29 protein-coding genes are annotated in these 23,642 nt (G+C 69.7%); 17 read left to right on the top strand and 12 right to left on the bottom strand.

What is annotated here, in order from left to right:
* Window positions 1–45 precede the first annotated feature (45 nt).
* Both cobT and EV278_RS19255 read left to right on the top strand, forming a co-directional pair.
* Window positions 46–1,974 carry a cobaltochelatase subunit CobT gene (cobT, locus tag EV278_RS19260; protein WP_132095068.1) on the top strand — a complete coding sequence of 643 codons (1,929 nt, stop codon included), beginning with the start codon at window positions 46–48 and terminating at the stop codon, window positions 1,972–1,974.
* Complete coding sequence (locus tag EV278_RS19255) at window positions 1,971–3,035, top strand: esterase-like activity of phytase family protein (RefSeq protein ID WP_132095066.1); 1,065 nt, start codon at window positions 1,971–1,973, stop codon at window positions 3,033–3,035. Before cobT ends, EV278_RS19255 begins: the two co-directional genes overlap by 4 nt.
* 28 nt (window positions 3,036–3,063) lie before the next feature.
* Here EV278_RS19255 and EV278_RS19250 read toward each other — a convergent pair whose 3' ends face one another.
* Window positions 3,064–3,933, bottom strand: a complete 870-nt coding sequence (locus tag EV278_RS19250) for an aldo/keto reductase family oxidoreductase (RefSeq protein WP_132095064.1) — start codon at window positions 3,931–3,933, stop codon at window positions 3,064–3,066.
* 321 nt (window positions 3,934–4,254) lie between these two features.
* Here EV278_RS19250 and EV278_RS19245 point away from each other — a divergent pair, with 321 nt between their 5' ends.
* Window positions 4,255–4,554, top strand: a complete 300-nt coding sequence (locus EV278_RS19245) for a hypothetical protein (protein WP_132095062.1) — start codon at window positions 4,255–4,257, stop codon at window positions 4,552–4,554.
* Window positions 4,555–4,797: 243 nt separating this feature from the next.
* A complete protein-coding gene (locus tag EV278_RS19240; protein WP_132095060.1) occupies window positions 4,798–5,088 on the top strand; it encodes a hypothetical protein in 291 nt (96 codons plus the stop codon).
* 193 nt (window positions 5,089–5,281) lie between these two features.
* Here the strand turns inward: EV278_RS19240 and rpmB are convergent, their stop codons facing one another.
* Complete coding sequence (gene rpmB, locus EV278_RS19235) at window positions 5,282–5,578, bottom strand: 50S ribosomal protein L28 (RefSeq protein ID WP_035074348.1); 297 nt, start codon at window positions 5,576–5,578, stop codon at window positions 5,282–5,284.
* A gap of 200 nt (window positions 5,579–5,778) precedes the next feature.
* Here rpmB and EV278_RS19230 point away from each other — a divergent pair, with 200 nt between their 5' ends.
* Window positions 5,779–6,234 carry a DUF3617 family protein gene (locus EV278_RS19230; RefSeq protein WP_132095058.1) on the top strand — a complete coding sequence of 152 codons (456 nt, stop codon included), beginning with the start codon at window positions 5,779–5,781 and terminating at the stop codon, window positions 6,232–6,234.
* A gap of 164 nt (window positions 6,235–6,398) precedes the next feature.
* On the opposite strand, the gene EV278_RS19225 is transcribed toward EV278_RS19230, so the two are convergent.
* Complete coding sequence (locus EV278_RS19225) at window positions 6,399–6,815, bottom strand: nuclear transport factor 2 family protein (protein WP_132095056.1); 417 nt, start codon at window positions 6,813–6,815, stop codon at window positions 6,399–6,401.
* Window positions 6,816–6,885: 70 nt separating this feature from the next.
* On the opposite strand from EV278_RS19225, the gene EV278_RS19220 reads away from it, so the two are divergent.
* Window positions 6,886–7,806: a LysR family transcriptional regulator gene (locus EV278_RS19220; RefSeq protein ID WP_243692268.1), complete on the top strand. Its 921-nt coding sequence runs from the start codon at window positions 6,886–6,888 to the stop codon at window positions 7,804–7,806.
* A 13-nt stretch (window positions 7,807–7,819) separates the two neighbouring features.
* On the opposite strand, the gene EV278_RS19215 is transcribed toward EV278_RS19220, so the two are convergent.
* Entirely contained in the window at window positions 7,820–8,392 is a 573-nt protein-coding gene (locus tag EV278_RS19215) for a methylated-DNA--[protein]-cysteine S-methyltransferase (RefSeq protein WP_132095054.1), read from the bottom strand.
* A 223-nt stretch (window positions 8,393–8,615) separates the two neighbouring features.
* Here EV278_RS19215 and EV278_RS19210 point away from each other — a divergent pair, with 223 nt between their 5' ends.
* Window positions 8,616–10,244, top strand: coding sequence for an amidohydrolase (locus EV278_RS19210; RefSeq protein WP_207905531.1), 1,629 nt, complete (start codon window positions 8,616–8,618; stop codon window positions 10,242–10,244).
* A gap of 115 nt (window positions 10,245–10,359) precedes the next feature.
* Here EV278_RS19210 and EV278_RS19205 read toward each other — a convergent pair whose 3' ends face one another.
* From EV278_RS19205 to EV278_RS19195, 3 genes are all read right to left on the bottom strand, one after another.
* A complete protein-coding gene (locus EV278_RS19205) occupies window positions 10,360–10,788 on the bottom strand; it encodes a nuclear transport factor 2 family protein (RefSeq protein ID WP_165916708.1) in 429 nt (142 codons plus the stop codon).
* Window positions 10,789–10,863: 75 nt separating this feature from the next.
* Entirely contained in the window at window positions 10,864–11,250 is a 387-nt protein-coding gene (locus EV278_RS19200; RefSeq protein ID WP_132095048.1) for a type II toxin-antitoxin system VapC family toxin, read from the bottom strand.
* On the bottom strand, window positions 11,247–11,486 hold the full coding sequence (locus EV278_RS19195; RefSeq protein WP_132095046.1) for an AbrB/MazE/SpoVT family DNA-binding domain-containing protein: 240 nt from the start codon (window positions 11,484–11,486) through the stop codon (window positions 11,247–11,249). Before EV278_RS19195 ends, EV278_RS19200 begins: the two co-directional genes overlap by 4 nt.
* Window positions 11,487–11,555: 69 nt before the next feature.
* On the opposite strand from EV278_RS19195, the gene EV278_RS19190 reads away from it, so the two are divergent.
* The 3 genes from EV278_RS19190 (at window position 11,556) to EV278_RS19180 (ending at window position 14,934) form a co-directional block, all read left to right on the top strand.
* Window positions 11,556–12,023, top strand: coding sequence for a hypothetical protein (locus tag EV278_RS19190; protein WP_132095044.1), 468 nt, complete (start codon window positions 11,556–11,558; stop codon window positions 12,021–12,023).
* A gap of 80 nt (window positions 12,024–12,103) precedes the next feature.
* Window positions 12,104–14,650: a helicase-related protein gene (locus EV278_RS19185; protein WP_132095042.1), complete on the top strand. Its 2,547-nt coding sequence runs from the start codon at window positions 12,104–12,106 to the stop codon at window positions 14,648–14,650.
* Window positions 14,647–14,934: an RNA-binding S4 domain-containing protein gene (locus EV278_RS19180; RefSeq protein ID WP_132095040.1), complete on the top strand. Its 288-nt coding sequence runs from the start codon at window positions 14,647–14,649 to the stop codon at window positions 14,932–14,934. The genes EV278_RS19185 and EV278_RS19180 overlap by 4 nt, the downstream gene beginning before the upstream one ends.
* A 119-nt stretch (window positions 14,935–15,053) precedes the next feature.
* On the opposite strand, the gene EV278_RS19175 is transcribed toward EV278_RS19180, so the two are convergent.
* Together EV278_RS19175 and EV278_RS19170 are read right to left on the bottom strand one after the other, a co-directional pair.
* Complete coding sequence (locus EV278_RS19175; RefSeq protein ID WP_132095038.1) at window positions 15,054–15,653, bottom strand: hypothetical protein; 600 nt, start codon at window positions 15,651–15,653, stop codon at window positions 15,054–15,056.
* A 169-nt stretch (window positions 15,654–15,822) separates the two neighbouring features.
* Window positions 15,823–17,847: a GGDEF domain-containing phosphodiesterase gene (locus tag EV278_RS19170; RefSeq protein WP_243692272.1), complete on the bottom strand. Its 2,025-nt coding sequence runs from the start codon at window positions 17,845–17,847 to the stop codon at window positions 15,823–15,825.
* 312 nt (window positions 17,848–18,159) lie between these two features.
* On the opposite strand from EV278_RS19170, the gene fdxA reads away from it, so the two are divergent.
* The 7 genes from fdxA to EV278_RS19135 all read left to right on the top strand — a co-directional run bounded on the left by fdxA (window position 18,160) and on the right by EV278_RS19135 (window position 21,467).
* Window positions 18,160–18,501, top strand: a complete 342-nt coding sequence (fdxA, locus tag EV278_RS19165; protein WP_132095034.1) for a ferredoxin FdxA — start codon at window positions 18,160–18,162, stop codon at window positions 18,499–18,501.
* A gap of 302 nt (window positions 18,502–18,803) precedes the next feature.
* Entirely contained in the window at window positions 18,804–19,310 is a 507-nt protein-coding gene (locus EV278_RS19160; RefSeq protein WP_132095032.1) for a CarD family transcriptional regulator, read from the top strand.
* Between the two features lie 54 nt (window positions 19,311–19,364).
* Window positions 19,365–19,661 (top strand): hypothetical protein, encoded by a 297-nt coding sequence (locus EV278_RS19155; protein ID WP_207905530.1) that lies wholly within the window; start codon window positions 19,365–19,367, stop codon window positions 19,659–19,661.
* 271 nt (window positions 19,662–19,932) lie between these two features.
* The gene (locus EV278_RS19150) at window positions 19,933–20,406 is read left to right on the top strand and encodes an Hsp20 family protein (protein ID WP_132095030.1); all 474 of its coding nucleotides are present in this window, start codon (window positions 19,933–19,935) and stop codon (window positions 20,404–20,406) included.
* Window positions 20,407–20,420: 14 nt separating this feature from the next.
* Window positions 20,421–20,684, top strand: coding sequence for a hypothetical protein (locus tag EV278_RS19145; RefSeq protein ID WP_132095028.1), 264 nt, complete (start codon window positions 20,421–20,423; stop codon window positions 20,682–20,684).
* 78 nt (window positions 20,685–20,762) lie between these two features.
* Window positions 20,763–21,002 carry a hypothetical protein gene (locus tag EV278_RS19140; protein WP_243692271.1) on the top strand — a complete coding sequence of 80 codons (240 nt, stop codon included), beginning with the start codon at window positions 20,763–20,765 and terminating at the stop codon, window positions 21,000–21,002.
* Window positions 21,003–21,092: 90 nt separating this feature from the next.
* Window positions 21,093–21,467, top strand: a complete 375-nt coding sequence (locus EV278_RS19135) for a GFA family protein (RefSeq protein ID WP_243692267.1) — start codon at window positions 21,093–21,095, stop codon at window positions 21,465–21,467.
* 82 nt (window positions 21,468–21,549) lie between these two features.
* Here the strand turns inward: EV278_RS19135 and EV278_RS19130 are convergent, their stop codons facing one another.
* Genes EV278_RS19130 through EV278_RS19120 form a run of 3 tightly spaced genes read right to left on the bottom strand, consistent with a single transcriptional unit; the run spans window position 21,550 to window position 23,423 of the window.
* The gene (locus EV278_RS19130) at window positions 21,550–21,837 is read right to left on the bottom strand and encodes a hypothetical protein (protein ID WP_132095022.1); all 288 of its coding nucleotides are present in this window, start codon (window positions 21,835–21,837) and stop codon (window positions 21,550–21,552) included.
* 39 nt (window positions 21,838–21,876) lie between these two features.
* Window positions 21,877–22,245 (bottom strand): response regulator, encoded by a 369-nt coding sequence (locus tag EV278_RS19125; RefSeq protein ID WP_132095020.1) that lies wholly within the window; start codon window positions 22,243–22,245, stop codon window positions 21,877–21,879.
* A complete protein-coding gene (locus tag EV278_RS19120; protein WP_132095018.1) occupies window positions 22,242–23,423 on the bottom strand; it encodes an HWE histidine kinase domain-containing protein in 1,182 nt (393 codons plus the stop codon). Before EV278_RS19120 ends, EV278_RS19125 begins: the two co-directional genes overlap by 4 nt.
* Window positions 23,424–23,642 lie beyond the last annotated feature (219 nt).

Below are 23,642 nucleotides of genomic sequence, written 5' to 3'. Positions count from 1 at the left end.
CTTCGGCGCCTTGTGTTAAGGGCCTCGGCTGGGTAACCCATTCCCATGGCCTCCAAGCCCGAAAGCCCGACCGAACCGTTCAAGCGCGCCCTGGCCCACGCGGCGCGGTCGCTCGCCGAGACTCCCGACCTGGAGGTAGTGTTCTCCGGCGAGGGCCCCAGTCTGGTCGGCAACCGGGCCGTGCTGCCGCACCCGCCGCGCGACCTGAACAGCAAGGAGGCCGCCCGCATCCGCGGCCTGGCCGACCAGATGGCCCTGCGCCTGGCCCACCACGACGCGGTCGCCCACGCCCGGGCCCGGCCAGGCTCGCCCGACGGCCAGGCGGCGTTCGAGGCCATCGAGCAGGCCCGGCTGGAGGCCATCGGCAGCAACGCCCTGGGCGGGGTGCGGGCCAACCTGACCGCCGCCCTGGAGGCCCGCCTCGAAAAGCAGGGCCTGACCCGCGCCGTCGCCACCGACCGCCAGTCTGCGCCCATGGCCGAGATCCTGTCGCTGATGGTCCGCGAGCGCCTGACCGGCGACGCCCCGCCCGACGGGGCCAAGGCCCTGGTCGACATCCTGCGCGCCGATATCGAGGCCCGGGCCGGCAAGGACCTGGACCGGCTGGCCGCCGCCATCGACGACCAGGCCGCCTTCGCCAAGGTCACCCGCGAGATCCTGCGCGACCTCGACCTGGGCGAGGACATGTCGGACGCCACCGAACAGTCCGACGAGGACGAGGGCGACGAGGACCAGAACACCGAGGCCTCCGAGGACGATTCCGGCGAAGGCGAGGGCGAGCAGTCCGACGGCGCCCAGCCCGAGCAGGCCGAGACCTCGGACCGCGAGTCCGAGGCCGGCGACGAGGAGATGGTCCAGTCCGAGCAGGACGGCGATCCGGAAGACACCGACGAGGCGCCGGAGATGGGCGACGGCGCCAAGCCGGCCCGTCCCGACCAGGGCCAGGGCGGGTCCAACGAGCCGGCCTACAAGGTGTTCACCACGGCCTATGACGAGGTGGTGCCGGCCGAAGACCTGTGCGACGCCGATGAGCTGACCCGGCTGCGCGCCTATCTGGACCAGCAGCTGAACGCCTTCTCCAGCGTGGTCTCGCGCCTGGCCAACAAGCTGCAGCGCCGCCTGCTGGCCCAGCAGAACCGCGCCTGGACCTTCGACCTGGAGGAGGGGATGCTGGACGTCGCCCGCCTGACCCGGGTGATCATCGACCCCACCGCCCCGCTGTCGTTCAAGCAGGAGGAGGACGTCGAGTTCCGCGACACCGTCGTGACCCTGCTGATCGACAATTCCGGCTCGATGCGCGGCCGGCCGATCATGGTGGCGGCGGTCTGCGCCGACATCCTGGCCCGCACCCTGGAGCGCTGCGCGGTCAAGGTTGAGGTGCTGGGCTTCACCACCCGCGCCTGGAAGGGCGGCAGCGCCCGCGACGAGTGGATCAAGGCCGGCAAGCCGCCCGCCCCGGGCCGGCTGAACGACCTGCGCCACATCATCTACAAGAGCGCGGATGCGCCTTGGAGAAGGGCTCGCAAGAACCTGGGCCTGATGATGCGCGAGGGCCTGCTGAAGGAAAACATCGACGGCGAGGCCCTGATGTGGGCCCACCAGCGCCTGGTCGGCCGGCCCGAAGCCCGCCGCATTCTGATGGTGATCTCCGACGGCGCGCCGGTGGACGACTCCACCCTCAGCGTCAATTCGGGCCACTATCTGGAGCGCCACTTGCGGCAGGTGATCGCCGAGATCGAGACCCGCAGCCCGGTCGAGCTGATCGCCGTCGGCATCGGCCACGACGTGACGCGCTACTACCGCCGGGCCGTGACCATCGTCGACGTCGAGCAGCTGGGCGGCGCCCTGGTCGATCAGCTGGCCGGGCTGTTCGACGAGGAGCCCAAGGCGGTCAAGCGGGCCCGGGGCCTGCTGGCGGCCCCGCCGACCGTCCAGCCGCAGGCGGCGAAGACCGCCCGCAAGGTTCCCGCGTGATCGGACTGCGCGGCCTGCTGGTGCTGGGCCTGGCCTCGGCCGTCCTGGGCCAGTGCGCCAAGGCCCCGCCGCAGCCGGCCGTGCTGCCGATCGCCCCGGTCAAGGTCGGGCCGGAAATCGGCCTGGCGACCACGCCCGTTCCGCTGAGCTCGGCCAATCCGCCCCCCGTCTCCATCGGCCGCTTCGTCTATGCCGGCGGGATCGCGATCAGCAGTCCCGACACCCAGCGCCTGCACGGCCTGTCGGACCTGAAGTTCGGCCCCGACGGCGGGCTGGTGGCGATCGGCGACGACGGCGACCTGTTCGAGGCCCGGCTGAAGCTGGACGAGGCCGGCCGCCTGGTCGGCCTGACCGACGGCAAGCTGTCGCCGCTGAAGGGCCTGGACGGCCAGCCGCTGCAGGGCAAGGAGAAGGCCGACGCCGAGGGCCTGGCGATCCTGCCCAACGGCGACCGCCTGGTCAGCTTCGAGCGCGACCACCGCATCTGGCTCTATCCGCGCCAGGCAGACGGGACTTACGGGACGCCCCGCGCCGTCAACAAGCCCAGCACCACCTTCCCCGACAACGAGGGCATGGAGGCCCTGACCGCCTATCCGATCGCCGGCCCGGACGCCTATCTGGTGGGCGGCGAGGAGGGCGAGGTTTGGCTGTGCCGGCTGTCGGCGCCGTGCGTGGGCCTGACCCCGCAGTCGCCACCGGACTTCACCTGGGGCCTGACCAGCTTCGCGGCCTTCGAGGGCCAGTCGGTCGCCAGCCTGTTCCGCGCCTACGACCCGATCCGCGGCTGGCGCGGCCAGGTGCGGTTCGTGATCGACCCCCGCGCCCCGGCCGCCAGGCAATATCTGGCCGCCACCCTGACCCTGGACGGGGCCATGACGCGCGACAATTTCGAGGGGATCGCGCTCAGCAAGAGCCCGTCCGGCGCGACGCGGATCTACATCCTGTCGGACGACAACGACGCGCCGACCGAACGCACCCTGCTGATGGCCTTCGACTGGACGGCCCCGCCGCCGCCGCCGCCCGCGCCGCCGAAGCCGACCAAGCCGGTGCGGCGGCGGTAAGGCATTTCAAACGCCTCCAGCCGATTCCCTACGCCCGCCCGATCCCCTCCAGCGCCGCCACCGCGTCGTCCGGCAGGATCAGCGAGGCCGCCGCCAGGTTCTCGCGCAGGTGCGCCACCGACGATGTGCCGGGGATCAGCAGGATGTTGGGCGAGCGGCGCAGCAGCCAGGCCAGGGCGACCTGCATCGGCGTGGCGCCGAGGCGCGCGGCGACATCGGACAGGGCCGTCGACTGCAGCGGGCTGAAGCCGCCCAGCGGGAAGAACGGCACATAGGCGATCCCATCCTCCGCCAGGGCGTCGATCAGGGCGTCGTCGTCGCGGTGGGCCAGGTTGTACTGGTTCTGCACGCAGACGATCTCGGCGAGGCCGCGGCCCTCCTCGACCTGGGTCGGGGTCACGTTGCTGAGGCCGATGTGGCGCACCAGGCCCTGCCGCTGGAGATCGGCCAGCACCTTGAGCGGCTCGGCGATCGAGCCCTCGGCCGGGCCGTGGACGTCGAACATGATCCGCAGATTGACGACGTCCAGCGTCTCCAGGCCCAGGTTGCGCAGGTTGTCGTGCACCGCCCGCTCCAGCTGGTCGGCGCCGTAGGCCGGGTTCCAGGAAGCGTCGTCGCCACGCGCCGCGCCCACCTTGGTGACGATCACCAGGTCGTCGGGATAGGGGGCCAGGGCCTCGCGGATGATCTGGTTGGTGACGTGAGGGCCGTAGAAGTCGCTGGTGTCGATGTGGTCGACGCCGGCCGTCACCGCCTCGCGCAGGACGGCCAGGGCCGCGCCTCGGTCGCGCGGCGGGCCGAACACGCCGGGGCCGGCCAGCTGCATGGCGCCATAGCCCAGCCGCCTCACGGTTCGGCCGCCGAGGGTGAAGGTTCCCGCCGGATCGATCGCCTGCATGGTCGTCTCCCTTGTGACGGCTCCTAGTTAGGGCTTCGTTCGGTCGGCGATAACCGAGAGTAATCCGTACGGGCTGTGCGGATTGACGAACAATCTACCGGCCCGCAGGCGGCCCGCGCGGCTTTCGATGGCAAGGCGCCTTGGCGCCCGAAAATCCGGCAGTCGGAGGTAGTTTCTTTTGAAACTCAATATTTTACTTCAATAGACAACGTTGTCATGTTACCGCTACCTTCGATGGATTGAGCGGGCGAGATCCCAACGGCCATCAGAGGAACGCGTCGGGAGGTGGTTGAACTCCAACCCCCTTTCGGAACTGAAATCATGAAGACTCTGTTTGTTCTGGCCGCCTCGGCCATGGCCCTGACCACCGCTTCGTCGGCCTTCGCCGCCGAGCAGCACGTCAAGGTCCGCGGCCGCACCGACGCCGCCATCCATGCCGACATCGTCGCCGCCGCCTCGTCGATCTGCCGCGAAGAGCGGGGCGAGCACCCCTACGACATGTATTCCGACTGCGTCCGCGAAGTGACCCGCGACGCCGTCCAGAAGGTGGGCAGCCCCACCCTGACGGCCTATGACCGCCAGGCGTTCCGTCCCAGCGGCCTGCTGAAGGCCAGCTACTAAGACCGTTCGGGCCCGGTTTCGCGTGCAGCTTCGGCGGCGCGGGACCGGGTTTCCTCCCCAGGTTGTCGGAACCGTGCATGTCAACGGATTCTGTGACCGCACTGCAATATAATCGTTGATAAGTGACGAGGCTCTGGCTATAGCGTGGCCAAGGCGACAGAGCGGGCGAGATCCTGGACCAGCCGCCGCGGGGAAACGCATTCCGGACGGATTGAAGATCAACGCTGTCCTGGAATCCGTCCCATGATCCGCTCCTTCGTCCTGGCCGCCTCGGCCGTCGCCCTGTTCGCCGCCGCGCCCGCCGGCGCCGCCGAAGTCCGCATCAAGACCGCCGGCAAGGCCCCGGCCGAGCTGCGCGCCGAGATCGTCAAGGCCGCCTCGACCGTCTGCTGGCAGACCGTCCGCGGCGAGAGCCTGGCCTCCTACCTGTACCCCGCCTGCGTCCGCGCCTCGGTCAACGACGCGGTGGGCAAGCTGAACAACCCGGAACTGGTCTCGTACAACGAAGCCAACCCGGCCATCCGCGCCCGCTAAGGCTGCGGTTTCAAGTTTAGTACGGGGGCGGCGTATCGGCCCCTTTCGGTGGCGTTGAAGAGCCCTCTCCGGCGACGGGGAGGGCTTTTTCATGGGCGGCGGTTCCGGTCCGCGTCGGCTGCCTGCCGCCCAGACGCGAAAAGGCCCGCGAGGCGAACCTCGCGGGCCTTTCGTCGGTCGAAACCGGGAAGGCTTAGGCGGCGACCGCGGCCGAGACCTTGGCCTTGACCTGGCGCTTGATCTTCAGGGCGCGCGGCGACAGCTGCTCGTCCTTGGCGCCCAGCAGGAAGGTGTCCAGGCCGCCCTTGAAGTCCAGGGTGCGCAGGGCCGCGTTGCTGATGCGCAGCTTGAAGGTCTGACCCAGCGAGTCCGACTGCAGCGAAGCGGGCGACAGGGCCGGCAGGAAGCGGCGCTTGGTCTTGATGTTCGAGTGGCTCACATTGTGGCCGACCATCGGACCGATCCCGGTGAGTTCGCAACGGCGCGACATGGTGGATACCTTGGGCTTGGGCGAAGCCGAAGGCTCCGCAACATGAATTTCGGCGCGCGAAGGACGGACCGCCGCGCGAGAGCGGGCGATATAGGCGAAGGGGGCTTGCCGAGTCAAGCCGCGCCGCGCCCCAACATCGCCTTCAAGCACGGTTCATCTACCGCTCCATATATAAGCCGTCCCACCAGGAGATCGACCGCATGCGCCTGCTCGCCCCCGCCATGATCGCCGGAACCCTGATCCTGGGCGCCGTGGCGGCTGTCGCGGCCCCTCGGATCGCCGCCCAGGCCGCCGGCGCGGCTGGAGCGCATTCGACGATCCTGCCCGGCCAGTGGGAGTACAGCTATCGCATCGGTCCGATTCCGGCCGGCGGCGAGGATCGCTGCCTCAAGCAGGCCGACGTCGAGCAGTTCGCCAAGGGCATCTGCACGCGCAAATACACCTGCGACTACGAGACCCGCGTGGTGCGCGACGGCAAGGTGGCGCTGAAGGGCACATGGACCGACAAGAAGGGCCGCGTGGCCCCGGTGACGGCCAACGGAACCTATACGCCCGAGAGCTTCCGCCTGAACGTCCACATGAAGACCATCAACGGCATCCCCCTGGCCGGGGTGATGGACGCCAAGCGGGTCAGCGCCGAGTGCAAGGCGGGCTGACGGACTCAGGCGACTCCTGTTTGTGGTTAATGCGAATTAAGCTACAATAGCTGGTAGGGAACAAAGGCTGAATCGGGCGAAGTCGCTGATTCGGTCATGATTCGTTTCGCTCGTGTTCGGGCGAAGGTTAGCGGGCGTTAACCGCTCAAGCTGCCCGACCCCCTTCAAGCCTGGCGGACCGGCGGCTCCAGGGCCGTCGCGACCAGTTCCGTGTCCATGTATTCGGTCAGCGCGGCGATCTTGCCGTCCCCCATCCGCAGCACCCAGCAGTAGGTGTTGTCGTAACGCTTGCCGGTCTTGGTGGTGACCTTGCCCCGGCACTCGACCACCACCGTGTCGCCCTCGGCAATGATCGCGTCGGCCGTGTTCAGGTACTGGTCGGCGAACTGGGCTGTCAGCGGGGTCAGCAGGTCGCGGCGGATGGCGGCCTTGCCGGTATAGACGCCAGACCAGGCCGTGGTCCCGATCATCCGCCAGACGGCGGCCTCGTCCAGGCTGTCGAGGAACAGGCGGGCGTCGCCGCGCGCCAGGCCTTCGAAGATCGTCCGGATCAGTCGCTTGTTGTCGTCGGTCGTGCTCATGGCGGCTCTCCGTGCGGGGTGGAGCCTCATGATCCGGCAGGCAGCATCATTCATCCAATCGATGCCTGTGATGGTCTATATTCATTACATGAACCTGGCCAAGCTCGACCTCAACCTCCTGGTGGCCCTGGACGCCCTGCTGGCCGAGGGCGGCGTGGGGCGGGCGGCCCAGCGCCTGAACCTCTCGCAGCCGGCGGTCAGCCACGCCCTGCGCCGCCTGCGCGAGGCGACCGGCGATCCGCTGCTGGTGCGTGTGGGGCCGCGCATGGAGCTGACGCCGCACGCCCAGGCCTTGCGCGCCCCCCTGACCCAGGCGCTGGAGCAGGTGCGCGGCCTGTTCCAGGCCCAGGGCTTCGATCCGGCGACCAGCACCCGCGGCTTTCGCCTGATGATGCCCGACCTGTGCGTCGACCTGCTGATGCCGGCGGCGCTGGCGGAGGTCGCCGCCGTCGCGCCCGGCGTGCGCCTGGACGTCGTGCCCTGGCGCGGTCCGGCGGTGCTGACCCCCGACTTCGCCCGCACCATAGACCTGGTGGTCGCCTGGACCGGCGAGGCCTATCCCGGCTTCCATCGCCAGACGCTCTACACCGACCGCGACGCCCTGGCCGTGCGGCGCGGCCATCCCGACGCCGGACGGCTGTCGACCCTGGCCGGCTTCAACGCCGCCCGCCATGTGGCCGTAGTCGGGGCGGGCGAGCGCGACGACGCCATCGAGCCCTTCCTGCGCCAGAACGGCGTCGAGCGCCGCATCGCCCTGACGGCGCCCAGCTACCTGCAGGCCCTGCGGATGACCGCTCGCTCCGACCTGGTGGCCTTCGTGCCGGGCCGGCTGATCGCGGCCCTGGCCGGTCCGCTGGACCTGATGCGGGTCGAGCCGCCGATCGATCCGGGCGAGGACGCGCAGTACCTGTTCCACCCGGTGGTGGCGCAGAAGGACCCGGGCTCGATGTGGATCCGCGATCTGATGCTGCGGGCGGGGCGGGGCCTGTAGGGGCGAAGGCGGCTCAACGTCCCCGCTGCGGGGCCACCGAGAACTCCAGGTCGAACAGGGTCGGCGCGGCGCTGGTCCGGGCCCGTTCGATGGTCAAGATCCGGGCCTTGGTCTCCACCCCGCCGGGGGCCGAGAAGCCGCCGCTCTTGCCGTCGGCGCCCAGCACCCGGTGGCAGGGGACGATGATCGGCCAGGGGTTCTCGCCCAGGGCCTTGCCGATGGCCCGGGCCGCGCCGGGCTCGTTCATGGCCTTGGCGATCTGGCCGTAGGTCGAGGTCTCGCCAGGCGGGATGGCGCGGGCGATCTCGTAGACCCGGCGGTTGAACGGGGCGACGACGCTGAAGTCCAGCTCGACGTCGGTCAGGTCGTCGCGCCCGCCGGCCAGCAGGTCGTTGATCCGCTCGATCGTCCGCTGGACGGTCGGCGGCGGCGGTCCCTCGACGGCGTCCGGATAGCGCCGGCGCAGGCGGGCCCAGGCGGCGCCCGGCGCGGCCTCGGGCAACTGAGCCCCGACCAGCCCCCGCTCGCCCCAGGCCAGGCCGCACAGTCCGATCGGCGTCTCGAAGAGGGCGAAGCCTTGGGTCATGGACCGATTATAGCAGCCGCCCGCGGCGTTTCGAGCGGGCTTGGCGCCTTGGAGTCCGTTATCCGCGATCGAGGCCTAGCGGCGGATCGCGCCGGCCCAGGCTGCTGAAACGTTCGTCAGCCCGGCGGCGGCGGCGGGCGAGGAAACCGGGGAAGCTTCCAGCACCGATGTTCCCGGCCTAGATTTTCCGTTTCTTGCTGTCTCGGAGATCGCCTTGCGCCGCATCCTCACCCTCGCCGTGCTGCTGGCCTGCGCCGGCGCGGTTCCGGCGCTTGCCGGCGATCTCCTGATCCATGGCGGCCCGATCCATACCGGCGTCGCCGCGGCCCCTACGGCGGAGGCTCTGCTGATCCGCGACGACCGCATCGCCTTCGTCGGCGCCCTGGCCGCCGCCAGGGCCAAGGCGGCCAAGGACGCCCGCGACGTCGATCTGAAGGGTGCGGCGGCCTTTCCCGGCTTCGTCGACGCCCACGCCCACCTGACCGGCATCGGCCTGCGCGAGCTGACCTTGAATCTGGACCAGACCACCTCGGTGGAGAGCCTGGTCGCCGCGGTGAAGGCCTATGCCGCCGCGCATCCGGACGGGCCGATCTTCGGGCGTGGCTGGATCGAGACCCATTGGCCCGAGAAGCGCTTCCCCAACCGCGCAGACCTCGACCGCGCCGCGCCCGGCCGGGTGGTGGTGCTGGAACGGGCCGACGGCCACGCGGTGGTCGCCTCGACGGCGGCGCTGGCGGCGGCGGGCGTGATCCGGGACACCGCCGCCCCGGCCGGCGGCCAGATCCTCAAAGGCCCCGACGGCGCGCCGGACGGCATGCTGATCGACCACGCCCAGAGCCTGGTGGCCGGGGTGATCCCGCCGCCGTCCGAAGCCCTTAAACGCCAGGCTCTGGAGAAGGCCGGCGCCCTCTACGCCGCGCGCGGCTGGACGGGCCTGGGCAATATGAGCGTCGAGGCGCCGGACCTGGCGATCCTCCAGGACCTGGCGACCGAGAAGCGGTTCGGCCTGCGCGTCGACAACTACATGGACCCCAGCGGCGCCGCCCAGGTGCTGGCCAAGGGGCCGTCGACCGACGCCACCGGCCTGATCCGGGTGCGCGGGATCAAGCTCTACATGGACGGCGCCCTGGGCTCGCGCGGCGCGGCGCTGCTGGAGCCCTACAGCGACGCCGAGGGGCTGGGCCTGCAGCTGACCCCGCGCGACAAGGGGTTGGCGCTGATGAAGCAGGCCAAGGCGGTCGGCGCCCAGGTGGCCATGCACGCCATCGGCGACCGCGGCAACCGCATGGCCCTGGACTGGTTCGAGGAGAGCCTGGCCGGCGACACGGCCGCCCGCTGGCGGATCGAGCACGCCCAGATCGTCGCCGACGCCGACCTGCCGCGTTTCGCCAAGCTGGGAGTCATCGCCTCGATGCAGCCCAGCCACGCCATCGGCGACCTCTATTTCGCCCCCGCGCGCCTGGGCAGGGCGCGGCTGCACGAGGGCTATCGCTGGAAGGACTTCCTGGACAGTGGCGCGGTGGTCGCCGCCGGCTCGGACGCGCCCGTCGAGGTCGGCGACCCGCGCATCGAGTTCTACGCCGCCGTCTACCGCCACAGCCTGGACGGCTTCGCCAACGCCGACTGGAGCCCGGAGGAAGCAGTCAGCCGCGACCAGGCCCTGCGCATGCTGACCTGGGCCCCGGCCTACGCCGCCTTCGCCGAGACCGACCGCGGCACGCTGGAGGCGGGCAAGAAGGCCGACGTCACGGTGTTCTCCAAGGACCTGATGACCATCGCCCCGCCGGAGATCTTGAAGGTCGAGGCTGTGCTGACCATCGTGAACGGGAAGGTGGTGTTCGAGAAACGCTGAGACCGCCAGCATCCTCCGAGCTTTCCCTTTTACCGTCATCCCGGGCCTTGTTGTTCGGTCCGGGGACATTCCTGACGGTTCTTTGGGAAGGGCTTGGTTTTTGGGCCGACGCCAGCTACCGCACCACAGTCGCCTGCCGGACCGACAGCAGCCAGCGCTCGCCCTCCGGACGCCACAGCTCGGTGAAGCGACGGCGCACGGTCTGGCCGGCCAGCGGGTTCCGGCCCTTGGGCACGACGCTCTCCTCGCCCATCAGCAGCACCATCTCGCTGCGCAGGGAGGCGCGCTCCAGCAGGCGCTCGTACTGGCTGTAGGCGATCTTGCCGTCGGCGTTCAGCTGACGGACCATGGCGCTGGCGGCGACGATGTTGCCGGGATTGTTGACCACCAGCTCAGGCGCCAGGGCGGCGGCGAACACCGCGTATTCGTCGGCGACCAGGGCGGCGTCCACCTTCTCGACAGCATGCATCACGGCGGCGATCCTGGCGTCGCGCAGCGCCTCGTGAACCTCCGAACTGCCGGCCTTCCAACGGGAGTTCTGCACGGCGAAGGTCTCCATTCTGACCCGTTATTCAGAACGCCCGGGAAGGCGGCGTCGTTGCGGGGACTCAGGCGACGCTCACCATTCGACCAGGATCAGTCCTGGGATGTCCTGGAAGTCGGCGGCGTTGCGGGTGACCAGCGCCGCGCGGTGCACCAGGGCCTGGGCGGCGATCATGCGATCCAGGATTTTGCGGCGCGAATAGCCCGCCGTCTCGATGATCGTCCGATAGGCGTCGGCGGCCTCGCGGTCGAAGTCCAGCACAGGCAGGGCGCGGAGCATTGCGTCCAACCGCGCCCGCCGCCCGCCGGCCTCGGACGATTCGCGATAGACCCCGCCTTCCAGCTCGACCCGCGAGATGATCGACAGCAACACCGGGCCTTCCAGGGCGGTGGCCTTGGAGGTCACTAGTGGGTCGCCGTCGCGCAGGTGAATGGCGATGTTGGTGTCGAGGATGTGGGTCAAAGACCTGGACGCTCGTCCAGCGGCTCTTCGTCACGAACCTCGATGCTGGCCGGTCGGGGCAGTGTGGCCAGCTCTTCGACGAGGGCGGCCATTGAGGTTCGCGTCGGATAGACGGTCAGCACATCGCCGGATCGCACGAGGGTCAGTTCGACATCAGCGCCGAACGCCATGTCGCGCGGGATTCTCACCGCCTCGCTGTTGCCGCTCCTGAAGGTCTTGCTTGTGTTGATGACCATAGCGCTTCTCCGTGCATACGTGTATATACTATAAAGCCGTATTTCTCAAGGCGTGGGCTTAGGTAGCGAATGAACAACGTGTTCGAACTGGCGGAGGGCGTCGGTCATCGCGGTGGCCTGAGCGTCGAAATCGGCACGGGGCCGCGGGTTCCGGGGGCGCAGACTGGCTGCCTCTATATCCACGACGACGCCTTCAGTTTTATTGACCCGCTCCTGACGAAGCACGCGGCGAACTACCGCCCCGGCGCGCGTTATGGCGTCACGGAAGTCGCCGCCGACGCCTGGCGGGCCGTGGCCGGGGACCTTAGAGCGCTCGCCGAACGCCTGGCGACCGGAGTTTCGCCCGGGGATGCCGACATCAGCTGGATCCATACGGTGGATTTGGACGATGACATCGAGATCGACGGCGCGACCTTTCGGCGCCGCTTCGACGATCCCAGCCAGCGCGAAGGGCTTCGGATCTTTTTGGCGTCGGTCGCCGATTGGATCGAAGGGCGGCTCACGCGCCAGACGGTTCTCACCGTTTACGGCGCCTAGCCCGCCGCGACGTCCAGTCGCCCCCGCGTCCGCCCACGCCCCCGCTTGCCCCGCCGCGATTCCCGTCCCACCTTTGAGTTATGAGCGACCGTTCGACAGGCCTGGCCCCTTCCAAGCTGACGGCGGTGCTGGGCCCCACCAACACCGGCAAGACCCACCTGGCCGTCGAGCGGATGCTGGGCCACGCCTCCGGCATGATCGGCCTGCCGCTGCGCCTGCTGGCGCGCGAGATCTACGACCGGATCGTCAAGCTGCGCGGCAAGGCGTCGGTGGCCCTGATCACCGGCGAGGAGAAGATCGTCCCGCCGCGCGCCGCCTATTTCGTCTGTACGGTCGAGGCCATGCCGCTGGGCCGCGAGGTCGAGTTCGTGGCCATCGACGAGATCCAGCTGTGCGCCGACCCCGAGCGCGGCCACATCTTCACCCACCGCCTGCTGCACGCCCGGGGCAGGTTCGAGACCATGCTGCTGGGGTCCGGGACCATGGCCCCGCTGGTGCGCCGCCTGCTGCCCGACGCCGAGATCGTCAGCCGCGAGCGCTTTTCGACCCTGACCTATTCCGGCTCCAAGAAGCTGACCCGCCTGCCCCGGCGCTCGGCGGTGGTGGCCTTCTCGACCGACGCGGTCTACGCCATCGCCGAGCTGATCCGCCGGCAGAGGGGCGGGGCGGCGGTGGTCATGGGCTCGCTCAGCCCCCGCACCCGCAACGCCCAGGTCGCGCTCTACCAGTCCGGCGACGTCGACTTCCTGGTGGCCACCGACGCCATCGGCATGGGCCTGAACATGGACGTCGACCACGTGGCCTTCGCCGGCCTGCGCAAGTTCGACGGCCGACGCACCCGCTGGCTGCACCCGCAGGAGGTGGGCCAGATCGCCGGCCGGGCCGGGCGCTACACCCGAGACGGTACGTTCGGGGTCACCGGCGACTGCGAGGAGATGGACGAGGACCTGGTCGAGAGCGTCGTCAACCACCAGTTCGAGCCGGTGATGGGCGCGGAGTGGCGCAACGCCCGGCTGGACTTCGGCAGCCTGCAGGGCCTGCTGCGCTCGCTGGCCGAACCGCCGCAGCGGGCTGGGCTGAAGCTGGCCGAGGAGGCGCTGGACGAGCGCACCCTGCGCAAGCTGGCCCAGCAGGAGGACGTGGTCGCCCGCTGCAAGGCCGACCGCTCGGCCCTGATCCGGCTGTGGGACGTGTGCCAGACGCCCGATTTCCGCAAGACCACCGACGACGACCACCAGCGCATGGTCCGCACGCTGTTCGATGACCTGACCACGGGCCGCAAGCGCCTGCCCGAGGACTGGATCGCCGGCCAGTTCAAGGCGCTGGACCGCACCGACGGCGAGATCGACAGCCTGGCCGCGCGCCTGTCGGGCGTGCGCACGCTCAGCTACATCGCCAACCGCGGCGACTGGCTGCACAATCCGGTCCAGTGGCAGGGCATGACCCGGCAGTTGGAGGACCGGCTGTCCGACACCCTGCACGAGAAGCTGATGGCCCGGTTCATCGACCGGCGCACCAGCGTGCTGATGCGCCAGCTGGGCGACCGCGAGACCCTGCTGGCCGGGGTCGGGGCCGACGGGGCGGTGACGGTCGAGGGCCAGGTGGTCGGCCGGCTGACCGGCGTCACCTTCGTCCAGGAAAAGGGCGGCAGCGCGCTGGAGGAAAAGGCGCTGCGCAACACCGCCCAGCGGGCCGTCACCCCGGAGATCGCCCGGCGCCTGGGCAAGCTGGCGGCCGAGCCGGACGGCGCCTTCGCCCTCACGCCGGACGGCGTGGTGCTGTGGAACGGGGAGGCGGCCGGGGCGGTGCGGAGCGGTGGCGACCTGCTGCATCCGCGCGTCCGGCTGCTGGGCGAGTTGGGCGACGCGGTCGCGCGGGAACGGGCCGAACGGCGACTGGACGCCTTCCTGGCCGGCGAGGTCGACCGCAAGCTGCCCGGCCTGCGCAAGCTGGAGCGGGCCCTGTCCGGCGGCGAACTGAAGGGCCTGCCGCGCGGCCTGGCCCACCGGCTGCTGGAGGCCGGCGGGGTGCTGGACAAGCGCGCGGTCGACACCGACCTCAAGGCGATGAGCCAGGCCGAGCGGCGCACCCTCAAGGCCCTGGGCGTGCGGATCGGGGCCTTCAGCCTGTTCCTGCCGTCGGTGCTGCGGGCCGAGGCCCTGGCGACCGCCCGCGCCCTGACGCCGGGCGGCTGGCGCGGCCAGGGCGAGCGCCTGGCCGCCGCGCCCCATCCCACGCCGGACGCCCGCGCCCTGTCGGCCAACGGCCTGCGGCTGGTGGGCGGGCGCCTGGCGCCGGTCGAGATGCTGGAGCGGCTGGACGTCCTGCTGCGCGAGGGCCAGCGGCCGGGCGGGGTGGTGCTGACCGACGCGGCCCGCGACGCCCTGGGCTGGACCCCGGCCGAGGCCGCCGCCGTGCTGCGGGCCCTGGACTACACGCCCGCGCTCCGGCCCAAGGACGGCGATCCGATCCTGTGGAAGCGACGCGGCGCCCAGCGGCCCGAGCCCAAGGTCACGGCCCGTCCGGACTCGCCGTTCGCCGCCCTGGCCCGGCTGACCGAACCGCCGCCGCGGCGGAAGAAGCCCCGCCGTCGCAAGCCGGCCGCGACCGCCAAGGCCGCGTCATGAGCGACGCCGACGCCGGCCACTGCCGCGCCGACGTCTGGCTGTGGCGCGCGCGGTTCTTCAAGACCCGCTCCCTGGCCGGCCGCTTCGTCGAGGAAGGCCGCATCCGCCTGACCCGCACCGGCGTCGAAAGCCGCGTCGACAAGCCCTCGCGCGGCCTGCGCATCGGCGACGCCCTGGTCTTCGCCATCGGCGGCCGCATCGTCTCGGTGCGCGTGCTGGGTTTTGGCGAGCGACGGGGGCCCGCGACCGAGGCGCGGGAGCTGTACGAGGCGGTGGAGGGGTAGGCGACTTGCCCCCACCTGACCGCTTCGCGGTCTGTCGCGGCGAGGGGCGGAGCGCTCTTCCCCCTGTGGGGGAAGACGATCGCGAAGCGATCCGTAGGGGGCAAGCGGAGCCGCCGCCCCTATCGCCCGGCCCGCGAATAGGCGTTGATCGCCGGGGCCATCTCCGGAGTCGGCGCGACCGGCGGGGCGGTGGGCTCGGCCGGGACCGCGCCGGCAAGGCGGGCCTGGGCCTCGGGCGACAGGGTCACGGTGTCGACCGGCCCCGTCGGGGCCTGGACGGCGTCCAGCTCGGCCTGCAGCCGGGCGCGATAGTCGTCGACCGATGCCGGCGGCGGCGAGCCGGGCACGCCGACCTGCAGCGAGGCGATGATCTGCTGGTCATCGCTCGACAGGCCCTCGAAGGCGTCCCTCATCCGCTGCTGCGGCGCGGGCGGGACGGCGTCGGCGCCGGGCCAGGCGGCGCGGGTGAAGGTGTTGACCGCGGTCTGGATGGTCCGGGCGAACGGCGACTCGGTCAGGGCGTGGGTCAGGGCGGCGCGCTCGCCGGGGCTGGCCCCCGCCCAGCGGCCGGACAGGGCATGATAGGCGTCCAGCTGCCGCCCGACCGGGGTCGCGCCGCTGGCGTCGTTGACCGCCGCGGTCGCGGCCGCGACGCCGCCGGGAAAGGAAAAGGCGCTCTGTCCGCCGCCGGCCGTCGCCGAGATCTGATCTATCTTCATCGCCCCGGCACGCTCGCGCGCGGAGGATGAAGAGGGAATGAAGGCCGGGCGCGACGCGTGGTCGCGGCCCCCTCAGTCGGCTTCGCCGACAGCTCCCCCATAGGGGGAGCAGCTTGTACGGCCTAGATCCTCCCCCTCTGAGGAGGTGGCCCGAAGGGCCGGAGGGGGCTCACCGCCCGAACCGCTCCAGATAGCCCGGCACCATGCCCGCTGGCATCGGCCGGCTGAAGTGGTAGCCCTGGATCTGGTCGCAGCCGTAGTCGGCCAGGGCGTCCAGCTGGTCCTGGTCCTCGACGCCCTCGGCGACCACCTTCATGCCCATCGAGCCGCCCAGGGTGATCACCGCCTTGACGATGGCGGCGTCCTCGGCGTTCTGGACGAAGGACTTGTCGATCTTCAGCCGGTCGATCGGGAACTGGCGCAGGTTGGCCAGGCTGGCGTAGCCGGTGCCGAAGTCGTCGAGCGCGATCATCACCCCGGCGTTGTGCAGCTGGCGGACGGTGTCGCTGACCATGTCCGAGCCCCAGCCCATATAGACGTTCTCCGTGACCTCGATGGTCAGCCGGTCGCACGGCACGTTCCAGCGGGCCAGGCGCTCCTGAACCTCTTCGGCGAGCCGCCCGCTGCGGAACTGGGCGGCCGAGATGTTGACCGCCACGCGGCCGAACTCGACGCCGTCGTCCAGCCATTCGCGCATCTGCTTCAGGGCGGTCTCGAAGGCCAGATCGCCCAGCTTCAGCGACAGGTCCTGGTCCTCGAAGGCGGCCATGAAGCGGTCGGGAGTCAGCACGCCCTGCTCGGGATGGTCCCAGCGCATCAGGGCCTCGAAGCCGCTGACGCTGTTGGACGCCAAGTCGACTACCGGCTGGTAGTAGAGCACGAATTCCCGGGCGGCGATCGCCGCGCGCACGTCGCGCAGCAGCTCGACCCGCTGTTCCAGGGCCGAGCGCATCGACGGGTCGAAGACGACGCTGCGGTTGCGGCCCTCGTCCTTGGCCCGGTAGAGCGCGATGTCGGCGTTCTTGATCATGTGGCTGGGATCGGCGTCGGGATCGCCGTGCAGGGCCGCCCCGATGCTGGCGCTGACCGAGAAGCTGCGGCCGCCGTGCTCGATGGGCCGGCGCAGCAGGTCCTGCAGGGCGTTGACCGGCCGCATCATGTCGGCCTCGGAATGCAGGCCGCGCAGGATCACCGCGAACTCGTCGCCGCCCAGCCGCGCCACGGTGTCGCCCGAACGGAAGGCGGTGTGCAGCATCTCGGCCAGCCGTTTCAGCAGCGCGTCGCCAGCGTCGTGGCCCAGGGTGTCGTTGATGTCCTTGAAGTGGTCGACATCGACCATGATCAGGCCGAACAGCTCGCCCATCATCTCCGAGGCGTCGACCGCCTCCTGGAACTTGCGATTGAAATAGGCGCGGTTGGGCAGGCCGGTCAGCGAGTCGCGGAAGGCCAGGTTCTCGACGGCCTCGGTCTGGCGGCGGCGGTCGGTGATGTCCTTGAACAGGTTGACCAGCCGCTCGGGCTTGCCGTCGGCGCCCAGGAACTTCTTCCCGACCGAGCGCACCCAGGTCTCGACCCCGTCGTCACGGTTGAGGCGGAACTCGAAGACCTGGGCCTCGCCGTCCTTGCGATTTCGGACCAGCTCGGCCATCCGCTCGCGGTCGTCGGGATGGACGATCTCCAGCGGGTCGTCCTTGAACAGGCACCACTTCTCCAGCTCCGGCGAGGTGCCCGAACAATAGATCTCGCCGGTCCGCAGGTCGTATTCGCGGACCATCAGCTCATCGAGTTCCAGCGCCATCCTCAGCCGCTGCTGGTCGCGCTCGGCCTTCAGGGCGGTCTCGGCGTAGCCGCTGACGTCGCGGGCGGTGACGATCACCGCCAGGGGGTGGCCGGTTTCCGCGAGGGTGGCGGCGAATTCGGTGCGCCAGATCCGCGGCTCGGCGGGCTTCCCCTCCTTTCCCGGCAGGGCGATGGAGCGGTAGCGCGAGAACGGCTCGCCGAACGCCACGCAGCGCTCCAGGCTGTCGACGTCCTCGGGGCTGACCAGGGCGCGGCGGAAGTCGTCGCCGACCTGCAGATTGGGCGAGAGGCCGTGGCCGGCCCAGTCGGGGCTGACGGCGATCAGGCGAAAGCCGGTGTCGACCAGGGCCGCGGCGAACGGGGCGTGGCGCACGAAGGTTTCGAAGGCGTCCATCTGGCCGCCGGAGGTTCGGGTCTCTGGGGTCGTGATCGAGACCTGGGGGCGCACAGCGGTCCTCGTCATGGTCGGGTGGTCGACTTCTTGTTTGTTTTCCTCGGCTTGGTTGTGACCGAGCTTCGATAAGAAAGGGTAACGTAACGGCGGTATCCAAAGATCCGCGGCTATTTAGGATGGCGCCGGCAACCGGGCGCGCGGTGGATGTGAGAAATCCTGGGCCCGCGCGCAGCCAAGCCGCATTGACAAGTGGGCCCCTGGCTTCGAAAACGCGGCCTCTTTCGCCTCGTCCCGGAACCCGCCGAGCCTTCGATGACCTACATCGTTACCGACGCCTGCATCAAATGTAAGTTCATGGACTGCGTCGAGGTGTGCCCGGTCGACTGCTTCTATGAGGGCGAGAACTTCCTGGCCATCAATCCGGACGAGTGCATCGACTGCGGCGTCTGCGAGCCGGAATGCCCGATCGACGCCATCAAGCCCGACACCGAGGACGAGCCGGACGGCAAGTGGCTGCGGATCAATTCCGAATACGCCAAGATCTGGCCGAACATCACCGTCAAGGGCGTACCCCCCGCCGACCGCGAGCAGTTCGAACGGGAAACCGGTAAATTCGAGAAATATTTCAGCGAAAAGCCCGGTAAAGGTTCCTGATCCGCTCGGACCGGGCGGCTAAACAGGTCGCAAGCCTTTCATCAAGCTGAATTTTATGATATTGTCGCTCCCGACGTAACGGTCGCGATCGCTCGCGCCTGCCGTCATGTGGACGATGTCAGCCGGGAAACCGGCGCGCCCGATCGAAGGCGAAGGGTGACTTAAGCACTATTCCAAATCCTGACCGGTCCTGGCCCCGCAAGCATTTCGCGGTTGGGTCCTTGTCGCCGTTTTGGACGCCCTTTGGATGGTTTCGAGACGTGGTGTTTTGGGCTTGGCCCGAACTTATTGAGGACGAACGAATGAGCAAGAGCGGTCTGGAATTCTCGGTCGGCGATCACGTCGTTTATCCCGCGCACGGCGTGGGCAGCATCCAGGGCGTCGAAACCCAGGAAGTGGCCGGGATGGCGCTCGAGGTCTACATCATCACCTTCGACCACGAGAAGATGACGCTGCGCGTGCCGACCAAGAAGGCCAAGACCGCGGGCCTGCGCCCGCTGGCCGAGGGCAATGTCGTCAGCCAGGCCCTGACCACCCTGAAGGGCCGCGCCCGCGTGAAGCGCACCATGTGGTCGCGCCGCGCCCAGGAATACGAGGCCAAGATCAACTCGGGCGACCTGATCTCGATCGCCGAGGTGGTTCGTGACCTGCACCGCGCCGAAAACCAGCCGGAACAGTCCTATTCCGAGCGCCAGCTCTATGAATCGGCCCTGGACCGCATGGCCCGCGAAGTCGCCGCCATCGAGCGCATCGATCGCGAAGCCGCCATCGGCATCCTGACCAAGTCGCTGGTCAAGAACGCCGCCTAAGGCCGATAGTCAGAGTCAAGGCAAGGCGCCCCCGGATTTTCGTCCGGGGGCGTTTTGCGTTTCAGCGCCGGGAAAGTCTCTGAAGAGCCGCTGCCCGGCGCCGCGGCCTGGCGCGACTTCTGGACCGGCCGCCGCTACGCCGGGGGATCGCCGGTGACGGCGCCGCTGGACGTCCTGCCGATCCACGTGCGGCCCGGGTCGGTCCTGCCGCTGCGGCCGGTGGTCCCGCACGCCCAGGCCGGCGCCAACGCGCCGCTGGAGATCCGCGTCTATCGCGGGGCCGACGGCGCCTTCACCCTCCATGGCGACGAGGGCCAAGCACTGGGTCGGCCTGGAAAGGTTTTCGGGTGATGGACGGATCGTCGGCGCGGCAGGTCAGTGTAAGCGACGGATTTGTGCTTCGACTTACTGTCTGAATTTTTTCGAACATTGAATTGTGTCGTGGAGGAGCTACGAGAGGCGCCTCGACGAGCTCTCTGGCGAAAAATTTAGCGCCCGGTGCTTGACCCATGCTTGGTCTGTACTAAAATTTACGCCGTGCCGGACGCCTGATGGGTTCGGCTCTGGGGCGCCGAGCGCTTCGGGCGTCCCTCATGTCCAACTTGCTTGCGAGGAGATGGAAATGAGCACCGCTTTCGACTTTTCCCCCCTTTATCGCTCGATGATCGGCGTCGACCGCATGGCCGACCTCGCCGAGGCGGCGCTGCGCAGCAACGCCGACGCCAGCTATCCGCCGTTTGACGTCGAGAAGACCGGCCGGGACAGCTATCGCGTGACGATCGCCGCCGCGGGCTTTTCGCCGGCCGAGCTGGAGGTGACCGCCCAGCCGAACCTGCTGGTGGTGTCCGGCAAGAAGGCGAAGACCGAGGAGGGGCAGCGCAACTTCCTGCACCGGGGCGTGGCCATGCGCGGGTTCGAGCGACGGTTCGAACTGGCCGACCACGTAGTGGTCCGGTCGGCGAGCCAGGCCGACGGCCTGCTGACGATCGAGCTGGAGCGTGAAGTGCCCGAGGCCCTGAAGCCCCGGCGTATCGAGATCGGCCAGGCGCGCCAGCAGCGGCTGTCGGGACCTGACAAGGCCCGCAAGGCGGCCTGAGGCGGGAGGTAGCCATGCTCGCCGCTTCCGAGACGCCCCGGCGCGCCGCGCCCTGGCCCTGTCGCCCCGCCGTCGGCTTCCTGCACCCGCTGGAGGTGGTCAAGGACGAGGATCTCGACCCGCGCGCCAAGCGCGAGATCCTGGCGGCCTGGGCCTCGGACGCCAGCGCCGTCGAGGATCGCCCCACCCACCGGTGGCTGCTGGGCACCAGCGCCCCGGTGCCGGTCAGCGAGGTGCTGGCCGCGCTCCGGCGCCTGGACGCGGCGAGCGCTTCCTGAGGTCAGTTGGAGGGCGGCCGGCGGGTCGCCGCTGGCATTCGTTTTCAGTGTGGATTTGGAGTTGAGGTGTTGCCGACCGTGATTTCCGTCGCCCCCGAGGGCGACGCCTGGGCCGTGCGTTGCCCGGAGTTCGAAAACCCGATGATCTTCAAGAGCGGCGCCCGGGCCGAGGCCGCCGCGCGCTGGCTGGCCCGGCGCTTCAACCGGGCGGGCCGGACCTGTCTGCTGGAGCTTCGCCTCCGCAACGGCGACCTGGCGGGCCGGTTCCTCTGTCCGGCCGAACCGGACCGGGATCACGCCCAGTCCCGGGCGGCCTGATCCCGGGAAGCTCCGCGCCCATGCTGACAGCAGGTTGTCAGCATGGGTCGCCTAGGGTCCCAGCCGTGTTCCTCGGCGATGGAGACCGTCATGACCGACCTGCCGCTCAAGGCCCGCTGCCACTGTGGCGCCACCCAGTTCGAGGTGACCCAGGCGCCGACCGAACTGGGCGACTGCAATTGCTCGTTCTGCTCCCGGCGCGGCGCGCTGCACGCCTACTACCGCCCCGCCCAGTTCAGGCTGACCACGGCCCGGGACCGGGTCTCGACCTATCAATGGGGCCACTATCTGGGCCAGCACCACCACTGCGCCATCTGCGGCTGCCCGACCTATTCCGAATTCCCCAGCTTCGACAGCGGCGCGCCCGACTTCGACGATCCGCGCATCAGCATCAACGCCCGCCTGCTGGTGGACTTCGCCTGGGACCAGCTGCCGGTCCGGAAGTACGACGGCAAGGCCTATTAGCGAATCGCGCGGAAAGGTGGATGCCGGCTTTCCGCAAAAGCGATGCGAAAACAAAAAGCTAGAGCAAATCGCGCGATTTGCTCTAGGCGGGCGCCGCATCGTCCCAGGTGATCGGCGCCCACGGCTGGCTCTCCGCCCAGGCCTTGGCCGCCGAGAGGGAAAGAAACTCGCCGCCCGTCGTGTGGCCCACATAGTAGACGAAGCCGTCCTCCGTGACGGGGATGGGGGAGGTCGGATCGATTTCATCACCGGCGACTTCGAAATCGTAATATCGCGAATAGGCCAATTCGGCGGGCGCAGCGATGATGTCGATGCGCTGGGACAGCACGCCGTCATAAAACCAGACGCCGCTCAGAACGATCTTTTCCATACGATATTCTGGCGCGATGGAGGCGCGCTTTCCAGCCGTTCACGCCGCCTGGCCGAACCCCTTCACCGCGTCTTCCAACAGCACCGGGTCGATCGGCTTGTTCAGCACCGGAACCTCCTCGAAACCCTTGCGGGGCAAGGCGCCGTAGCCGGTGGCGAACACGAACGGGATGCCGGCGGCCCGCAGCCGTTCGGCGACCGGAAAGACCATGGTCCCGCCGACATTGACGTCCAGCACCGCGCCGTCCAGGGCCGGCGGCGGCGCGGCAGCGTCCTTCAGGTAGTCCAGGGCCTCGTCGACCGCGCCGAACGAGCCGGAGATCCGGCAGCCGATGTCGGTCAGCAGGTCCTCGACCATCAGGGCCACCAGGGCCTCGTCCTCGACGATCATGATACGGGGCGCGGTCATGCCACCACCCTTGGCGCCGTGGCCGCCGCGATCCGGTCCGAAAGCGGCGCGCGCAGGGCGTAGCTCAGGCCCTTGGGCTGGTAGCTCAGCCTGGCCTCGCCGCCCAGGTCGCGGGCGACGCCGCGCTCCAGCAGCTTGGTGCCGAAGCCCTGGCGCTTGGGCACGAAGACCGGCGGCCCGCCGCGCTCGACCCATTCGAGGACCAGGCTGGGGGTGGCGCCCGGGTTCCCGTCGCCATCAACCTCCTCGATCCGCCAGGCCACCGTGACCTGGCCGCTGGCCGAGGTCAGCGCCCCGTGCTTGGCGGCGTTGACCATCAGCTCGTGCAGGGTCATGTGCAGGGCCACCGCCGTCTCGGCGGTCAGGGCGATGGCGGGACCGCGGGCTGTGAAGCGCGGATCGGCCAGGCCGCCGAACGGCTGCAGCGCCGTCTCCAGCACGTCGCGCAGGTCGGTGCGGCCCCAGGCCTGGCGGGTCAGCAGCTCGTGGGCCCGCGACAGGCCCATCAGCCGCGACTCGAACGAGTCGGCGAAATCGGCGGGCGAGGGGGCGGCGCGCAGGGTCTGGCGGGCGATCGACTGCACCGAGGCCAGGGTGTTCTTCACCCGGTGGTCCAGCTCGCGCAGCAGGAAGGTGCGCCGCTCCAGGGCCTCGTTCAGCGAGGCGTAGAGCCGGGCGTTCTCGATCGCCGCCGCCGTGGCCCGGGCCATGGCCTCCAGGCGGACCACCGTGTCCGGCGAGGGCGTCTGGCCCACCGCCCAATAGGCCCCGATCGCGGCGATCGGGTCCTTGGGACGGACCGGCGTCATCACCAGGCTCTTGACGAAGGTCGGGCGGTAGGCGTCGTGCGGGATGCGGTCGTCGGCGTAGATGTCGGGGATCACCACCGTCTGGCCGTGCAGCATGGCCCAGCCGGAGATGCAGGCGGTCATCGGGAAGCGCTGGCCCTTCCACATCGGGCCGATGGCGTCCTCGTCCAGGTACCAGCATTGGTCGCCGTCGCGCAGGACGAAGCAGACGCCGTCGGCGCCGGACATCCGCCGGGCGGCCGAGCGGACGACCGCGGCGACCTCCTCGATCGTGCGCGTGGCCGACAGCGCCTCGATCGTCTCGACCAGCGTGATCAGGGCGGCGTGGTCCGCCTGTTCCGAACGCTCGGCGTTCGCGACGTTTAGCACTCTGGTTGTCCCGATGCCTGTGTCCCCAAGCGACCGTAGCACCCACGAAGGTCGCGGCAAGGTGGAGCGTATGCTTAATGCTCGTCGCACGCGGCTAAGAGCCAGGCTCCCGCCATGCCCGGCCCTCGGCTGATGGCAAGATCCTCAATGACTTCAAGGCCCCAGGCGTTGGGGGCGGGCGCCAGCGCCGCGACAATCGGTCGCGATCCGCCCCGCTCC

This window comes from Caulobacter sp. BK020, from assembly GCF_004342605.1.
Lineage (GTDB): Bacteria > Pseudomonadota > Alphaproteobacteria > Caulobacterales > Caulobacteraceae > Caulobacter.
This window is presented reverse-complemented; position numbering and strand designations above follow the sequence as displayed.

Coding starts and splice junctions, on each gene's coding strand:
- cobT (WP_132095068.1), top strand. CDS start 46: ATGGCCTCCAAGCCCGAAAGCCCGACCGAACCGTTCAAGCGCGCCCTG.
- EV278_RS19250 (WP_132095064.1), bottom strand. CDS start 3,933: ATGCAGGCGATCGATCCGGCGGGAACCTTCACCCTCGGCGGCCGAACC.
- EV278_RS19245 (WP_132095062.1), top strand. CDS start 4,255: ATGAAGACTCTGTTTGTTCTGGCCGCCTCGGCCATGGCCCTGACCACC.
- EV278_RS19240 (WP_132095060.1), top strand. CDS start 4,798: ATGATCCGCTCCTTCGTCCTGGCCGCCTCGGCCGTCGCCCTGTTCGCC.
- rpmB (WP_035074348.1), bottom strand. CDS start 5,578: ATGTCGCGCCGTTGCGAACTCACCGGGATCGGTCCGATGGTCGGCCAC.
- EV278_RS19230 (WP_132095058.1), top strand. CDS start 5,779: ATGCGCCTGCTCGCCCCCGCCATGATCGCCGGAACCCTGATCCTGGGC.
- EV278_RS19225 (WP_132095056.1), bottom strand. CDS start 6,815: ATGAGCACGACCGACGACAACAAGCGACTGATCCGGACGATCTTCGAA.
- EV278_RS19220 (WP_243692268.1), top strand. CDS start 6,886: ATGGTCTATATTCATTACATGAACCTGGCCAAGCTCGACCTCAACCTC.
- EV278_RS19215 (WP_132095054.1), bottom strand. CDS start 8,392: ATGACCCAAGGCTTCGCCCTCTTCGAGACGCCGATCGGACTGTGCGGC.
- EV278_RS19195 (WP_132095046.1), bottom strand. CDS start 11,486: ATGGTCATCAACACAAGCAAGACCTTCAGGAGCGGCAACAGCGAGGCG.
- EV278_RS19190 (WP_132095044.1), top strand. CDS start 11,556: ATGAACAACGTGTTCGAACTGGCGGAGGGCGTCGGTCATCGCGGTGGC.
- EV278_RS19185 (WP_132095042.1), top strand. CDS start 12,104: ATGAGCGACCGTTCGACAGGCCTGGCCCCTTCCAAGCTGACGGCGGTG.
- EV278_RS19180 (WP_132095040.1), top strand. CDS start 14,647: ATGAGCGACGCCGACGCCGGCCACTGCCGCGCCGACGTCTGGCTGTGG.
- EV278_RS19175 (WP_132095038.1), bottom strand. CDS start 15,653: ATGAAGATAGATCAGATCTCGGCGACGGCCGGCGGCGGACAGAGCGCC.
- EV278_RS19170 (WP_243692272.1), bottom strand. CDS start 17,847: ATGGACGCCTTCGAAACCTTCGTGCGCCACGCCCCGTTCGCCGCGGCC.
- fdxA (WP_132095034.1), top strand. CDS start 18,160: ATGACCTACATCGTTACCGACGCCTGCATCAAATGTAAGTTCATGGAC.
- EV278_RS19160 (WP_132095032.1), top strand. CDS start 18,804: ATGAGCAAGAGCGGTCTGGAATTCTCGGTCGGCGATCACGTCGTTTAT.
- EV278_RS19150 (WP_132095030.1), top strand. CDS start 19,933: ATGAGCACCGCTTTCGACTTTTCCCCCCTTTATCGCTCGATGATCGGC.
- EV278_RS19145 (WP_132095028.1), top strand. CDS start 20,421: ATGCTCGCCGCTTCCGAGACGCCCCGGCGCGCCGCGCCCTGGCCCTGT.
- EV278_RS19135 (WP_243692267.1), top strand. CDS start 21,093: ATGACCGACCTGCCGCTCAAGGCCCGCTGCCACTGTGGCGCCACCCAG.
- EV278_RS19130 (WP_132095022.1), bottom strand. CDS start 21,837: ATGGAAAAGATCGTTCTGAGCGGCGTCTGGTTTTATGACGGCGTGCTG.
- EV278_RS19125 (WP_132095020.1), bottom strand. CDS start 22,245: ATGACCGCGCCCCGTATCATGATCGTCGAGGACGAGGCCCTGGTGGCC.